General features: G+C 45.1%; 19 protein-coding genes. 5 read left to right on the forward strand and 14 right to left on the reverse strand.

Annotation, left to right across the window (positions count from 1 at the left end; all coding sequences use genetic code 11):
- Positions 1–13 precede the first annotated feature (13 nt).
- The 11 genes from J4645_RS10050 to J4645_RS10100 all read right to left on the reverse strand — a co-directional run bounded on the left by J4645_RS10050 (position 14) and on the right by J4645_RS10100 (position 8,183).
- Complete coding sequence (locus J4645_RS10050; protein WP_014344392.1) at positions 14–991, reverse strand: DNA-processing protein DprA; 978 nt, start codon at positions 989–991, stop codon at positions 14–16.
- A complete protein-coding gene (locus J4645_RS10055; protein ID WP_015701350.1) occupies positions 981–1,562 on the reverse strand; it encodes a phosphoribosyltransferase family protein in 582 nt (193 codons plus the stop codon). Before J4645_RS10055 ends, J4645_RS10050 begins: the two co-directional genes overlap by 11 nt.
- 324 nt (positions 1,563–1,886) lie before the next feature.
- A complete protein-coding gene (locus J4645_RS10060; RefSeq protein WP_000700647.1) occupies positions 1,887–2,564 on the reverse strand; it encodes a hypothetical protein in 678 nt (225 codons plus the stop codon).
- Between the two features lie 113 nt (positions 2,565–2,677).
- A complete protein-coding gene (locus tag J4645_RS10065; RefSeq protein ID WP_001217575.1) occupies positions 2,678–2,911 on the reverse strand; it encodes a DinI-like family protein in 234 nt (77 codons plus the stop codon).
- A gap of 10 nt (positions 2,912–2,921) precedes the next feature.
- Positions 2,922–3,110, reverse strand: coding sequence for a hypothetical protein (locus J4645_RS10070; RefSeq protein ID WP_001154431.1), 189 nt, complete (start codon positions 3,108–3,110; stop codon positions 2,922–2,924).
- A gap of 153 nt (positions 3,111–3,263) precedes the next feature.
- Positions 3,264–5,639, reverse strand: coding sequence for a replication endonuclease (locus J4645_RS10075; protein WP_000073901.1), 2,376 nt, complete (start codon positions 5,637–5,639; stop codon positions 3,264–3,266).
- A complete protein-coding gene (locus tag J4645_RS10080; RefSeq protein ID WP_000164042.1) occupies positions 5,636–6,466 on the reverse strand; it encodes a hypothetical protein in 831 nt (276 codons plus the stop codon). Before J4645_RS10080 ends, J4645_RS10075 begins: the two co-directional genes overlap by 4 nt.
- On the reverse strand, positions 6,463–7,317 hold the full coding sequence (locus tag J4645_RS10085) for a DNA adenine methylase (RefSeq protein ID WP_208208972.1): 855 nt from the start codon (positions 7,315–7,317) through the stop codon (positions 6,463–6,465). Before J4645_RS10085 ends, J4645_RS10080 begins: the two co-directional genes overlap by 4 nt.
- Positions 7,314–7,541 (reverse strand): TraR/DksA family transcriptional regulator, encoded by a 228-nt coding sequence (locus tag J4645_RS10090; protein ID WP_000785509.1) that lies wholly within the window; start codon positions 7,539–7,541, stop codon positions 7,314–7,316. The genes J4645_RS10085 and J4645_RS10090 overlap by 4 nt, the downstream gene beginning before the upstream one ends.
- A complete protein-coding gene (locus tag J4645_RS10095; RefSeq protein WP_151352076.1) occupies positions 7,541–7,774 on the reverse strand; it encodes a DUF2732 family protein in 234 nt (77 codons plus the stop codon). Before J4645_RS10095 ends, J4645_RS10090 begins: the two co-directional genes overlap by 1 nt.
- 67 nt (positions 7,775–7,841) lie before the next feature.
- A complete protein-coding gene (locus J4645_RS10100) occupies positions 7,842–8,183 on the reverse strand; it encodes a DUF5347 domain-containing protein (protein WP_000963195.1) in 342 nt (113 codons plus the stop codon).
- A gap of 219 nt (positions 8,184–8,402) precedes the next feature.
- Between J4645_RS10100 and J4645_RS10105 the strand changes: the two genes are divergently transcribed.
- Positions 8,403–8,861, forward strand: a complete 459-nt coding sequence (locus J4645_RS10105) for a hypothetical protein (RefSeq protein ID WP_000166366.1) — start codon at positions 8,403–8,405, stop codon at positions 8,859–8,861.
- Here J4645_RS10105 and J4645_RS10110 read toward each other — a convergent pair.
- From J4645_RS10110 to J4645_RS10120, 3 genes are read right to left on the reverse strand one after another with little or no spacing between them, the layout of a single operon-like run.
- Positions 8,809–9,042, reverse strand: a complete 234-nt coding sequence (locus J4645_RS10110; protein WP_000957775.1) for a phage filamentation protein Fil family protein — start codon at positions 9,040–9,042, stop codon at positions 8,809–8,811. The genes J4645_RS10105 and J4645_RS10110 overlap by 53 nt on opposite strands.
- Positions 9,043–9,049: 7 nt before the next feature.
- Entirely contained in the window at positions 9,050–9,559 is a 510-nt protein-coding gene (locus tag J4645_RS10115; RefSeq protein WP_000460862.1) for a phage regulatory CII family protein, read from the reverse strand.
- Between the two features lie 35 nt (positions 9,560–9,594).
- Entirely contained in the window at positions 9,595–9,834 is a 240-nt protein-coding gene (locus J4645_RS10120; protein WP_000102104.1) for a hypothetical protein, read from the reverse strand.
- A gap of 116 nt (positions 9,835–9,950) precedes the next feature.
- Between J4645_RS10120 and J4645_RS10125 the strand changes: the two genes are divergently transcribed.
- The 4 genes from J4645_RS10125 (at position 9,951) to J4645_RS10140 (ending at position 14,984) form a co-directional block, all read left to right on the forward strand.
- A complete protein-coding gene (locus tag J4645_RS10125; protein WP_208208974.1) occupies positions 9,951–10,583 on the forward strand; it encodes a helix-turn-helix domain-containing protein in 633 nt (210 codons plus the stop codon).
- Positions 10,584–10,586: 3 nt separating this feature from the next.
- Positions 10,587–11,612, forward strand: coding sequence for a site-specific integrase (locus J4645_RS10130; RefSeq protein WP_001536726.1), 1,026 nt, complete (start codon positions 10,587–10,589; stop codon positions 11,610–11,612).
- Between the two features lie 329 nt (positions 11,613–11,941).
- Entirely contained in the window at positions 11,942–13,162 is a 1,221-nt protein-coding gene (locus J4645_RS10135; protein WP_023214645.1) for an integrase domain-containing protein, read from the forward strand.
- A gap of 82 nt (positions 13,163–13,244) precedes the next feature.
- A complete protein-coding gene (locus tag J4645_RS10140) occupies positions 13,245–14,984 on the forward strand; it encodes an LA2681 family HEPN domain-containing protein (RefSeq protein ID WP_023214644.1) in 1,740 nt (579 codons plus the stop codon).
- The last annotated feature ends 102 nt before the right edge of the window (positions 14,985–15,086 follow it).

Here is a 15,086-nt window from a genome sequence, read left to right on the forward strand (position 1 = left end):
TTACCTGCCTCCTTTAAAGTAAAGAAGTATTTATATTATTTAAATATATTTTTGAATATTCAGCAATGCGATTAATTGAGTCTGCAATAACTGCCATTAAGTCATCGTAATCTTCACTAGTCCTTAAAGGACTGGCAAGATTATTATTAACCAGTTGAATATTTCCTTCGCAATTTAATCCTAAGGGATTGTTTATTTTATGAGGTACAACAGCAAAAATAGGTCTACCTGCTTTTATCGCAAAATCTGCTTGAGTCATAGTGCCGCTATCCTTCGCTGCCTCAATAAGAATGGACGTTGCCGATAATCCAACTTGGATTCTATTTCGTTGAACAAAAGATTGTTTAAATGCTGGTCGACCTACTGGATATTCAGACATCCATGCCCCACCATTCTCTAAAATGTCTCTAGCCAGTTTGGCATTTTGTTTAGGTTTGGCTAATTCGAGTCCATGAGCTAAAACAGCGATAGTTTTAGCATGTGCATCAAGAGATGCCTGATGAGCATTTGTATCAGTCCCGATAGCAAGACCACTAACTATCACTAACCCACTCTTACATATTCTAGAAGTGACTCTCTTTGTAATCTCCTCTCCAGCACGCGATACCTGCCGAGATCCGACGATAGCTACGCCTGGCATTTCATGAAGAATATTGACATCACCTCTAATATAAAGCATAGCAGGTGGGTTTGGTGTCATTGCTAAAGAAAGTGGGTAACGTTTATCACCAAATGGGATAATTTCTATTTTATATTGTCGGTGAATATCATAATACCTTTCAGCATTTATTAAACTTTCAACTGTTAATTTATTTTTTAAAATTGATGTTAGATTGACTGACTCAACCAAATCATGAATATCTCTTAAAGAGTCAAAGCGTAAACTATTAATGAGTTTTAACAACCCTTGCTCTGAGGTTAGCCTCTCTGTTTGAATAGTAAGGCCTAAATATTTCTTCAGATCTGAAGGGCGCACGCTATTACTCCTCATAATTCGCTGTTTCCAACAATGCTAATGGCAAAACTGTTCTCGCGCCTTTTGATTTTAACAGATTTACGCACGCTATCATACTTCCGCCAGTTGTTGTCACATCATCAATCAGCAAAATCACTTTATTCTTTACATCTGAGACTACCGAGATCGTTGCCATATGATTAGCCACTGAGCGATCTCCGTTATCTTTATGTGCGCTCGGAACAGTGGTTTTTCTCTGTAGCGACTGACCAACCTTACCATTTTCATAATGTCCACATATCTTCTGGGCTATAGTTTGTAACGCAGAAGACACTTTACCCTCTTCATGCGATGGGACAACACATACTTCAAACGGTACAGAAGTGAAGTCCTTTTTATTCTCTTTCTTTCCAATAATATAATGTTCTAATTCATCAATAATTAAACTTGAAAATGTTTGAATAGCTTTTTTGTGGTTTTGATTATTATGATCCTTCAAATCCATCATCGCACGTGATAGCCGATCACCTGCTTTTGGGTTACGCTCTCCTCTGTATCGATATGGATGATAAGTACCGCAGCAAAAAATTTTTACTTCCCCAGTCATAATACATTTCTTCTCTTAAATTATTTAACCCCATAGTAAATAAGAATTTATGCTATTGACAACATAAACGACATAACAAAATCAAAATTATGATTTCCAGCACAATTTCCAGCATACGGCTAGCTGCGCGCGCTCGTATCCCCGCCACGCCTGCCCACTTTATGTAGTGGTTTTCATGCACCTGCATGATCTACGCAAAAGCCCGCCAGAACTGGCGGGCCTTAACACAAAAGATCCTCAAACGATCATGCGATCTCATGCAGCATAGACATGCGCGTTTATGCAGAATGTGCAAAATCGTAACATACTCAGTAAGCGTGAAACCTAGAACGTGACAGCCTTGTCAAAGCCAGAAATAATTGTATAAGAAATAGACGAGTTATCAGCCTTGTTCACTTTGAACTTGGCACCTTTGTAAGCGATAACATCACTTCCCTTAGAATCTACAGAAAAATCTGTTGTAAATGCTGCACGAGCCATATCGTTTGCAAATTCACGATAGGTGAACTTCATTACACCGCCTGCATTTCCATTGTATTCGATAGTCTTAACCAATGAGTTACTCACTCGACACAGCCCATCAGGAACACGTTTGATAGAAATTTCTGATGCAGTATAAGAAGTGCCATTTGGCGGTGATATCTCATTTTTTGCAGCATCGTAACTAACATAATCAACATAGTTACCGATTTGGCCATAGAGATTTTTTAACGCAACAGCTTGAGGGTTATGATAATTGCGGTAAATTCCATTCCCCTCACTGCAATATGTACCAGCAGCGATAGAAGACAATGCACCATTAGCCGCACCAAGTTCTAATACGTCCGTTTTAAATCCAGTAGCAGATGTGATAATGGGATCGCCCATGTAGGCGGTAGCACTTTGCCCAATAGCAGGCTTCACCACTTCAATAGCAGTGATATTTCGGTTAGAAGCATGTGGTACGCAACCAGTTAGGATTACAGCAAGAGATATTGGTAACGCTACATTATTAATTTTCATTTTTAGCCTATTATTCTTTTCTTGACAAAAAACAAGGCGATATCTGATTGACATCGCCTCTCACTCATATGTAACCCTTTTTGATTAGTAAAAACAAGCGTCTATTGACAAAATCAATGCAGCCAGCTGTCGTCTTCCCACACCTTCTGCATAATTTTCATCACTTGTTTTCTTTCTTCGTCCAGTTGCAGTCCGGTCAGTTCCACACCGTTAGAGCTACCTTTACGGATACGGATTACCGTTTTGGGATACAGGGGGCGCAGATTGCGGTAAAGCTCGGATTCAAGGGCGTCCAGGGTAGACTGGCTAATCTTCTGCTCTTTATCGATCATTATTTCAATGCGCATAAAAGTCACCTCAGCTGATGACATCCATTGAGCGGTTGTATTCGTGGCTTCTGATTTTTGCCATGAGTTCATCAGTCAATTCAGAAACCCACTGCAGAGCCAGCCCCTTCTCTTCATCACTACACTCACTAGCCGCTACAAGCTTAAGAAAAAAATCAATGCGCTGGAGCTTCAAAGACTCCAAAAAATAGTCCTGCATCTTTCCTCCTATGACACCACACGCAATACTGTATGCATAACCACTGTTTATATTTACAGTATATAATAATCTTACTGATGTAAAACGTTTTTTTACGCTTATCAGCCTGATATGCCTGGTATTATTAAGAGCACGAATTGTTAACCAGAGTAATTAATACAGGTTCCGCCACTTATCATCTTCCTGCAAACGCTGGTTCCGATAGAAAATACGCAGGCCTGCTCCTGACGGAATACTGCCGCCGCGAAGGAGTAAATCGACCTCTTTCTCGCTGCCATCAAATCCTCTGGACTTCAGTTCATAGACGAGCCGCTGTCGTTGATGGTCTGTAATTCGCTGTTTGTAGTCTCTACTCCGTTTCGGTTTCACCAGGCGTAACCTTGCAGCCAGTTCCCGGCGCTCTTTTTTGTTCATACAGTGCAGGTAATCGTGCAACTCCTTGTCATCCATGCGGGTGATATCCGTTCTGGTATCCCCATCAGCTGATTTGTCTTTCCCTTGTTGGTACAAATTTTCAGCAAGGGGACAGTTATTGCCACGAGTCCAAGGGGCGCAAGCGCCCTGGTCGGCTGCCGCCTCCTGAACGTCAACGGCCTTACGAACCTTTTTCCACTTCATCGCGTGCGTGCAAATTTTGCCCTCTACAATCGGGGACCAAATGCCATAGATACGGATACCATGATCGCCGTAGGCGCTCGGTTCGTCGTTAAGCTCATAAGCTGTGCGGACAAGGTGATGTTTGCGGGGAACCAGTACACCGCCCTGCTTCATGATGTAGGTGGCAAAGCAGCCCGCATCAGCTGCCGCCAGTACCGCATCCAGACGCGGGTTATCCAATACCGGCGCACCCGCTTTGCGTTCGCCCTGCACTCTGGCCGCCTGACCAGCCAGCAAACGCAGCTCTCGGTATGCCTGACGCCCTGGAATACCAAAGAAACGGAATTGCTGGACACGGTGCAGTGACGCCCAGGCGCTGACATGCTCGGCGCTGTCACGCAGTGATCTGCCGGTTTCTTTGCTGATTTCTTTAGCCAGCCCGCGCCCGTCGATGTTCTTACTGATGTATTTGGCGATGTAGCTGGTCGGCGTGCCCTTGCGCGGGTTGATTAGCTCGGACTTAAAGCGCGGCCCGGTATTGGTGCCCAGCTCCTCGCGGTCTTCACGGATGGCAAACTTACGCAGCAGCGCGGTGATGGAACGGCGGTCTTTTTTGCGCATAAAGCAAAGAAGATGCCAGTGCACGGTGCCGTCATGGTGCGGCTCTGCAACGCGAACGCCGTACCAGCGCAACCCGGCCTTGTGCATTGCCTTGCGGAAAGCGGCGAACGTATCAACCAGATAGTCACTGCTCTGCCGGACAGTGGCACTGGTCCACTTCGGATTAGGTCTGCCGTTGTTGAGGGTTGCGTGGAAACGTGACGGGCAGGTGATGGTATAAAACACCGCGCAGTCTCCGCGCATTTCCGCGATCAGCTCCAGCCCCTTAACACAGGCCATCATTTCATTACGGCGGTGCGCCGGGTTGCTGTTGCTGGCGTTCACCACGTCTTCCATGTCCAGCGTGTCGCCGTCTTCGTTGATCAGCTCATGAGAGCGGAAGAACTCCAGCGATTTGCGGCGCTGCTCGCGTTTGTGGATCACGGCTTCGTAGCTGACATACGGTGAGGCTTTCTTGTTGACCAGGCAGACGGCGCGCAACTGCTCCTCCCGCCACTCGCAGCGCATCTGCCACAATTTGCGATACCACCAGTCCGCGCACAGCATACGGGCCAGCGACGGTGGGATCAGTTCATAAGGCACCGGCTTACGGCGGCGCTTTTTGCGGCGCAACTGCTCAAAGGCAGGCGGGATGACCTCAAGGCGCATAGCTTCTGCAGCAACCCTTTCCCATGCCTGGCGGATTTCTTCTGGTTTAACATCGTCACTGACAAACAGATCACCGCAGGCCGAATCAAGACACATGCTCATATGTGCCGCAACCAGCGTGGAAAGGCGCTTGACCTGATCCTGATTCATTTCAGGCAGTACCAACAGCCCCTCCAGCCCGTCATGGCTCGCCATGAACCGGAAAGACGCAGATACCTGACTGTCACGCACACGCTCCAGCCGCTCAAGACACGGCCTGATTGTTTCGCGCAGGTAGCGGGAATAGGCTTTTGCTCTGCCCAGACTATGGAAATATTTAATCCGCTCCAGCAGAGGCTTGCTGATATGGGACGGCATGGCGTTAACGTCAGCCAGAATGACCAGATCGGGATTAAAACGCTGCTGCTCGCGCGCCATTTTGGCACGACTAATCAGCCGGTCCTGCTCCATTTCACGCTGGACAGGATCACGGGATTCATTGAAAAAATAGCGTTCCCAAACCTGATCACTCAGCGCTTCACGGCGCAGATGCTCCTGCTCGTTATCCGCAGCGTACAGAGTGATCAGGTTTGAAAGCGCAGACGTAGTGGCCTGTGTATCTGTATTCAGATAGGGGTTAACTGCTTTCTTTTCGGCGTTCCAGAAATGGCGGTAATTGCTCATGCGATCTCCAGTTCGAGCTGGAAAGGCTGCAATCCTTTAGACACCCATTCAGAAATAGATGGAGGCTCTACGGCCTCAATAGCTCCTTTAAGAATGGCGCACCTGTTTTTTAAAATGGTTGCCTTAAGTTCCTTTGCGGAAAGCCCACGAGAATATTCCGCTTCACGGATCGCCCGGGTTAGTTCTGGATATTTGGAATTGAATTTCGGAACGTTACAGGCAAGGTTTGTACTGTCGGCAGTGGCAAGTGGATAATTACCCAGCACACGCCCGTCTAACATGCGCAGGCCATGAATGCTGGTCTGGAAGTTATATTTACAATAGATAGTTTCAAAAGCATCCTGCATACGACGATGCCAGCGCGCTGTTCGAATTACAGCAAACTCACCGGATGAACCGAAACAGACTCTGGGCCATTCCCGGCAAAGCTCAACAAGTCGATCCAATGACTCATGTAGGTGCCAGACAGGCACCGCTTTATCATGAAACATTCTGGGAACAAGGCGGATCAGAGCGTCATTATCGCTTTCGCCCCCTTCCACTACGTCAGGGATAACAAAGAATGCTACTTTGGGATGGTGATAATAGTTAATTAGCCATTTATAAAAATTACGCCAGTCAATAACCAGTCCCCGCATCCAGGCAGAGAATGCTCCATTATCAATCCCTACCGCACTGGCATATTTGATTGATGCAGCAATTTGGTCTGGCCTTACATATGAGACGAAAGCGCCAGCACCGTTCACCGCTATGCGATGAACGTCACCAGCACTTCCCCAGACAGGTGTGCCATGAAAATGATGCACGCCGGGCTGCAACTTCGTCACGCCCGTACCTCATGCTTAACGCAGAAGCCAGGACCGCCTGCAGGGTCAAAACCAATCCAGTGATGGGGTTTAGAAGTAGCGATGATTTCTACTGCAGTTTTACTATCACCGGCAGCCACGCCCATGCTGCGCTTAACGGTTATACGATGGCGAGTAAAATCACGATAAAGCGAACGGGCCAGAGACGTATCGCTGTTGGACACGATAACCGGATGACCTTCTGACGACCGGCGTTCAAGAATAGACGCCAGATGGTACTGATCATTCTCTGTAAAACCAGCTGTGTGATATCCGTTAAACGTGCCGTCATATGGTGGATCGCAATAGACAACATCACCCGTTTGCAGCAGTGCCAGTGTCTCGTCATAGCTGGCGCAGATAAACGTTGCGCGTTTTGCTTTTTCTGCAAATGCGCGTATTTCGTTTTCAGGGAAGTACGGCTTTTTATAATTACTGTAAGGAACATTAAAATAACCGTCCAAGTTATAGCGACACAGTCCGCGATAACCATGGCGATTTAAATATAAGAAATACAATGCCCGTTCAATTGCGCCACCATGGCGCAAGTTAAACTCCTGTCTCGTCTTATAATATGCCTCTGGATTATTACGGGCTTCAAAAAGATATCTGCCCTCTTTGATGAAGTATTCAACATCATTCTTAATCACCTGATAGAGATTAATCAGGTCTGGATTAATATCCGCGACAAGATAATGAGGATAGTCTGTCTCTATCATCACAGCGCATGAACCCGCGAAAGGTTCAACCAGTCGCGGGCCTTCTGGGAGGTGTTTTTTCAGTTCTGCCATGATAGCGGTTTTATTACCCGCCCATTTCAGGATGGTGCTCATACAGCACCTCCGTTGTAGTGTTTGCCTTTCAGCTCTGCGATTTCCTGACAGGTGATGCAGCACTGCACGCCCGGAATGGCGCGGCGGCGTGCTGGCGGGATCGGTGCATCGCAATCAATGCAGAGAACACGGGAAACGCCCGGCGTTTTATTGCGGGCGGTATGGATGTGGCGCTGGCGTTCTTCTTCAACGCGCTGCTGTACGAGGTCCATTGAATCAGCCATCAGTGGATCTCCTGCGCTTCGTTCTGAATCTTCACCGCTTCTTGACGCAGCAGCTCAGCCGCTTCCGTGTGGTTAAGCTGACGTGACACGATATGGGCAGCCAAAGAGTCCAGACGTGCTGCTATCAAATCAGCGCGTCCACGGCGTTCTTCCATGCGCGCATCAGTCAGCAGCTGATTAAGGCCAGCATCATCTGGTCCGGTTTTAGTGATACGGGTTTCAATATTTCGCATTGTTGTTTCTCCTGAATTTGGGCAATAAGAAGCCCGGCGGGTTTACGCCATTAATTTCTGTTGTGGGTTAATTCGGCATGGTTAGCCGTTTTGGAAATAAGCTCACCACTGCACGAAAATGATTCATTGCTTTAATCAGTTCCCGCTTTTCGTCAGTAGTCAGATCACTAATATTGACGCTATGACGTTCTGCTGGAATCTTTGCCATATAGAATATGGCTGCCAGTGCCCTCTCATTTTGTTTATTGTTAACATCCCTTTGGTCGCGCATATCTTCAATGAACCTTTCAAGCTCCGACTCAATATTCAGGCCGAACACTTTTGCGCGTAATTCAGCAATATGATTCAACCCATCCAGGCGTTTGCCGGGGCTTAGTGGAACTGTCGCCACCGGGCCATCAATAGCCATTCTCCCTCCTATCTCGTCGTACATATACCTATTTGAAGTTGTGCCGGGAATTTTTTCACACGCCCGGCGCGTGCCTTAGTGGTAGACTATTTGCGCCAACAATCACCTACCCCTCGAAGGAGAAACCTGATGTCAGACTCTGACAACTTCCATGTATTGCCTCGTCCTGCCCCTGTACCTAAGCCAGAACCGGGGCAAGATAAAAAATAGGAATCCGGCATGACTAAACAAAGCTCCGAATATTTCCAGTTGCATTACTGCTATTACCTTGAGCTTATGACAGCGACACTTCACGGTAGGGCTGACAAATTGATGACTGCTATTCAGATTATTAGCGGTACTGCTGTCATAGCCGATACCGGGCTGGAATGGGTATTCGCTTTGCCCGTTGTTGTAATCGCAACAATTCAACTTGTGTGGCAACCCGCAATTATTTCCGAGCGTGCTAGCGTACAAAGCCGTCAGTACGGTGAATTGCTTTATGCTGGGGATGAATTGACCCCGGAACTGATTGCACAAAAATTGAAAACACTGCATCACTCTGATTCCGCACCTTTCGGTTCTTTGTTAAATCCAGCCTACAAAAGAGCAGCTATTGCATGTGGTCGGTCTGACGACACTAAGCTCAGCTTCCAGGAAAAGCTTTTCGCCTGGTTTGCAGGATGCCTGCCACGTTAAAACTTAGACGTTGTAGCAATCTCTTTTTACCTATTCCCCGGACAGCCTGCTGCCGGGGAGACAGTTCAATACATGGATGCCACTTTTTTCCGCAAGGTAAATAAATCCAGCCGTGACCGTAGTGCATTGCTGGGCTTTGCTTAACGAGAAGTGATGCAAAAGATGGTTCTCTAGTCAGCATAGCCACCTCAGATCAGACCGAATGAAGCGCCGAGGCCCGTCACGGTATCCACCGCGCTTGCCATCGCCGGGTTAGCCTGCAAACGTGCCTGTATGGAAACGGCAGCCAGTGCCATTAAGCGAGTAACAGAGTTGATGCTACTGATAACATCGCGGCGGCCTGCAGTAGTTTTCACATCACCCGATACAGCACCGGCAGCAATACGTCCGATTTCAGCAGTAGCGCTCATGACATAATGTGGCAGCTTCTCTTTTGCCACTTCGTTCATCGGTACGCATGGCAGGCAGTGAATCTGAGCCAAAAAACCGTCAACGAGCGTAGAGTCCTCAGTAAGATCGGTAAGCAGCCAGATCTCCGACGGCGTGAGCTGATGCGGTTGTTCCGGGTTCAGCTTGTTACGCAGCGTCTGGACTTTCATTCCCGCGCGTTCTGCCAGCTTCGCCATGTTGTGACGCAGCGCGAAAACCCGGCAGGCTTCGTCAAAGTGTGGATGTTTGGAAATCTTATAATCAAACATGCAAGCCCCTTAGAAAGTTCTCATAATCGAACTTACTAACCAACAATGACGCGGAAGTTGGAATGACCAAGAGACTCACGAACCTGGTCGGTTTTGTACATCAGGTACCGTAGGCTTACACGTCCTTTATTTTTTTCTTTCTTCACCATGTACTTAGCAAGCTGACCATGGTGAATTTTTTGATACACAGAGCCACGGGAGATACCTTCCCACTCCGCGAACTCAGCAGGCGTTGCCATCTCTTTTGGTACACGAATTGAAATATCAGTACTCATAGTGCAGTATCTCTTAGTTTGGGTTCGTTTTATCTTGTTTTATGTGGTTTGGTTTTGCTTTTCAAACCATGAATGGATATTAAGATCACTTTTTATATACGTCAAGAGGTTTGATTATGAGTTTAATCAAGGCGGGGAATGATAGTGGTGGGCGCGATGCGATTAACAGGCTTATTAAGGCTTACAATTTCAGCTCACGACAGCAGCTCTGCGAACATCTGGAAGTATCAAAAAGCACTATGGCTAACAGATACTTAAGGGATAGTTTCCCTGCTGAATGGGTAATTCAATGCGCTCTTGAAACAGGAATTTCCCTTCTATGGCTGGCTACGGGACAAGGAGATATGTATGCGTGTGAGAACGAAGAAAGAAATCTCAAAAACGAAACCTCCGTCACGGTAAGACCACTTTCTAAAATTGTTGCTCCTAGCATCAAACATGTTGAACTGAAGAACGGTGAACTGCAGCCAAGTGATGAAATTCTTCTTGATAGCAGACTGCTCGATGGTGACTCATCCAACTCTTTATTTGTAAAAACAGCTATTGATAGCTTTGTTGTGGATACGTCTGTTAAACAAGTCAGTAATGGCTTCTGGTTAGTCGATATGGACGGAGTTAAAAGCATCGTCAAAATCGCTCGCGTTCCAGGCAACAAAATTGTAGTTCACCAAGATGAAACATCATTTGAATGCTCGGTCGACGACATTGAAGCTATCGGGCGTGCAGTCAAAGTAATCAAGAGCCTCTAACTTATGAGCATCAGAAAACAGCCTAACGGAAAATGGTTGTGTGAATGCTACCCGAACGGACGGGATGGCAAACGTGTACGCAAGCAATTTGCGACTAAAGGCGAGGCCATAGCATTCGAAAACCACACCATGGATGAGGTGAACAAAAAACCGTGGCTGGGGGAGAAGGAAGATCGGCGGCATTTGTCAGAAGTGATTGATCAGTGGCATTCACTTTATGGGCAGACGCTGGCAGACCCCAAACGCCTGATGGCAAAACTCAGCATTATTTGTAATGGCTTGGGCGATCCCATTGCCTCAGAGTTAACCGCAGGCGATTTTACGAAATACCGGGAAGCACGGTTAAAAGGTGAAGTAAAAAATGAAGATGGCGTGCTTATGTCGCCAGTTAAGCCCCGTACGGTAAACCTTGAACAACGTAACCTATCATCTGTTTTTGGCACACTGAAAAAGCTGGGCCACTGGTCAGCACCCAACCCGCTCGCTGGGCTACCAACATTCAAAATCGCAGAGGGCGAACTGGCGTTCCTGGCACCGGAAGAAATTAAACGTCTACTGGATGCCTGTGCTGATTCTCAGAGTCCCAGTTTGCTGATGATTGCAAAAGTATGCCTGGCAACTGGCGCCCGATGGAGTGAAGCTGAAAACCTGCAGGGCCATCAGCTATCAAAATACCGCATCACTTATACCAAGACGAAGGGCAAGAAAAACCGTACCGTGCCAATATCTCAGGATCTGTATGACGAACTCCCCAAAAACAGAGGGAAGCTATTCACGCCATGCAGAAAAGCTTTTGAGCGTGCAGTAAAAAGAGCTGGTATTGAGCTACCAGAAGGCCAATGTACCCACGTGCTGCGCCATACCTTCGCCAGCCACTTTATGATGAACGGCGGAAACATACTGGTACTGCGCGATATTCTGGGCCACGCAGATATAAAAATGACGATGGTTTACGCTCACTTTGCCCCTGACCACCTCGAAGACGCAGTGACAAAAAACCCGCTTCACAACCTCAATTGGAAACGCTAATTTATGGCGGCATTTTGGCGGCAGGGCATTAAAAATGCGTAAAACGGACGAACACTGAATAATACTAACTCGCTGTTTTTAAACGCAATACACTGTTTTTACTATACTAAAAATGGTATGTAGGAATTTCGGACGCGGGTTCAACTCCCGCCAGCTCCACCACTTTTTAGTAAAATGACGTCTACTAAAGTCTACTAAGGCCGCATTCCATAAGGGTTTGCGGCCTTTTTCATGTCCAGTGAAGTCTACTGAGAATTGCTAGAAACCACTCCTTATGGCACCCTCCTATTATCCCTCGTCGATGAGGGAGTAAAAACGAGGGAGCAAAAATGCCGAAGGTAGCAACAAAACTCACTGACACAGAGATCAAAAAGGCCAAGCCCACAGAGAAAGAGTTCACGCTATGGGATGGAGATGGCTTGTTCCTGCGTATCAAACCAAGTGGCAAAAAAATCTGGCACCTCGGCTATACCGTTCCTTTAACCAAGAAACGGGCCAAAATGAGCCTTGGGTTCTATCCCTACCTGACTCTTGCACAGGCAAGAGCGCTCCGGGATGAATACCTCTCTTTGCTTGCACAGGGTATCGATCCCCAATCCCACAATGAGCAAAAAGCTAAAGCGCTCAAAGATGCCACTGAACACACATTCCAGACAGTGGCGAAAAAATGGCTTGATGAAAAAATTAAAACATCAGGCATATCGCAAGATCATGCTAAGGATATCTGGCGTAGCCTTGAGCGGAACATCTTTCCTACTTTAGGGGAGGTTCCCATTAAAGAGATCCGCCCTAAGATGTTGAAACAACATCTTGACCCTATCGAGCAAAGAGGTGTCCTTGAAACTCTACGCCGTATAATTTCACGACTGAACGAAATTTTCCGTTATGCGGCCACAGAAGAGCTTATTGAGTTCAACCCTGCAGATAACCTCACACAGCGTTTCAGCAAGCCAAAGAAGCAAAACATGCCAGCCCTCCCCCCAAGTGAGCTACCTCGTTTCATATCAGCATTAGCAAACGCTTCTATACGTTTAGAAACACGTATGCTTATCGAGTGGCAGTTATTGACTTGGGTTCGGCCCGGTGAAGCCGTTCGGGCGCGTTGGACTGACATCGACGAAGAGAACCGATTCTGGAACATCCCCGCTGAGTTCATGAAGATGAAACGGCCCCACAAGGTTCCATTGAGTAAGGAAGCTATGCGTATTCTTGAATCCATGAAACCAATCAGCGGTCATCGTGAGTGGGTTTTCCCCAGCATCAAAGCTCCTCTTAGCCATATGCACGAGCAAACAGCTAACGCAGCGATAATCCGCATGGGTTTTGGCGGTGAAATGGTGGCACATGGTATGCGTTCTATTGCCAGAACTGCCGCCGAGGAATCCAGTAAGTTCAGAACAGAAGTTCTTGAAGCAGCCCTCGCTCACTCTAAAAAAGATGAAATCATTGCGGCATACAACCGTGCAGAATATTTAGCCGAGCGTGCCGAGTTAATGCAATGGTGGAGTGATTACGTCCAAATACAAAAATATAAGTCTATTGCCGCATGATAAAACACAGAAATGTATACTATCTTTTAATATCGAAGTTCGGCAATCAATAATTATCAATATTTAAGGAGTTCCCTTGTTAATGGTAAAAGATGAACTTGAGGAGTTCAGTAAACTTGCGGATCAATACATCATTACATGTGATCACGCTTCTTTAGCTGCGTTAGTCGAAAGTTATACAAAACAGGATTTCACCTTTTCTCACCCCTTGTACGAAGCCCATTATCTCTACTGTCTAGGAAATTGTTATTCCAAACTCTATGAAACACGTAAAACAGAGTGGTATTCAGATGATTTGATGAAATCGGTCATCTTCTACAGAAAAGCCATACATACTCTCCCTAAAGCAAACTGGCAGGAACACGTAAATAACATTCATGCATATGATAGTCTTAGATCTATGATTGAGACAAATTTAGCTAACCGTCTTTCATCACAGGGAAGAGCACTATGCTGTATCCCTCACTATGACAAAGCTATTTCTATAGATAACAATCCCGTAGCAATTATATCAAAAGCCAATAATGAATTATTTCTTGGCAATTCACTATACGATGAAGGACATTCTGAATATCATTATTTCATTGCTTACAATCTATTAAAAAAGGGACTCGATAATTTCAAAAAACAATATCCAGAACAAAAAGAATCACTTGAGGATGGGGGGCGATTACACAATTTCCAAAAATGGTTTGAGGATAATTTTGAGATATCATCTTTCGATTATTTCATGAAATACACTGAAAAACTCACATCAATAAAACAGAAAAAGTATTTTGAATGGTGTGCAAAAAACAAGCTTTTCCTTAATGATTTAAATGATGTTTGCGATTACCAGATTACTTACCAAGATATTTTTTCATTACCATCATTTATCCAATCTCTTAATGGTGCGCTTACAATGCATGAAGAATTATCATACCATGGTAATTATGATGAATTAAAAAATGATTACTGCTATGCGCGGTATTTAATATACTCCTCAAAGGATATACCGGACGATGCGCCTCATATATTCAACTCAACTTTTCAACACGTTGAAGATATGACTTACTCAATTAACAATTTAAAGGTTGCCCAATACAAATCAGCATTCAGAATAATATATTCACTTTTTGACAAAATAGCATACCTAATTAGCCATTTTTTTGATTTAAATGACTTAAAGCATGACAGAAAAATAAGCATCGACAATTTATTTCGCGACTTCACAGGCAAGAATAATGAATGGAAGCCCCATAAAAAACTTAAGGATAGTGATAATCCTTTTATCCATGCTTTATTCTATATATTAAAAGATATTCGCAAAGTTGGTAGCTCTGATTCAGTATCAAAATGGTTAGATCCAAATGCTGTAGCATTTGCTGAAATCAGAAATGCTATGGAACATCGTTCATTGAAAATTGTTGATGATTTTGGCTATGAACTCGCAACATCACATAATACTTACAATGATGAAGAATTTACAAAATTGCAAAGAGAGGTCAATACGATACCAGATGAAATTAGAGAAATTGAATTAAAGATAAAAAAAACAAATGAAGACCATGACCCTCATTTATCTAAACAGCTTAAAGAAAAGATTAACAAACTAAATACTAAGCATTCAGACTTAAAAGCAAAAATCCATGAAAAAGAAAAACTATCATCACATTGTCTTTTAGTGCCAATAAGCCAATTCGAATCAAGAATTATGCAACTCATTGGCTTAGCTCGTAACTCAATAATGTATCTATCATTAGCTATCCATTTTGAAGAGCGAAAACGCCCAAACGACGGTATTTACATGCAAAGAGAAGTACCACTCAAGCATAATTTATGATTGTACTAAGAACATTTCAGCAGATCTAAACATATGCTTTTTCATGTAAGGCCGTGATAAAAAGGTCTAATAGGTGGAGTGTTTCACTACGTGAATCACCCA

It is taken from the genome of Salmonella sp. 32082101201600294FB01SM01 (assembly GCF_017572865.1).
GTDB classification, from domain to species: Bacteria; Pseudomonadota; Gammaproteobacteria; order Enterobacterales; family Enterobacteriaceae; genus Salmonella; species Salmonella enterica.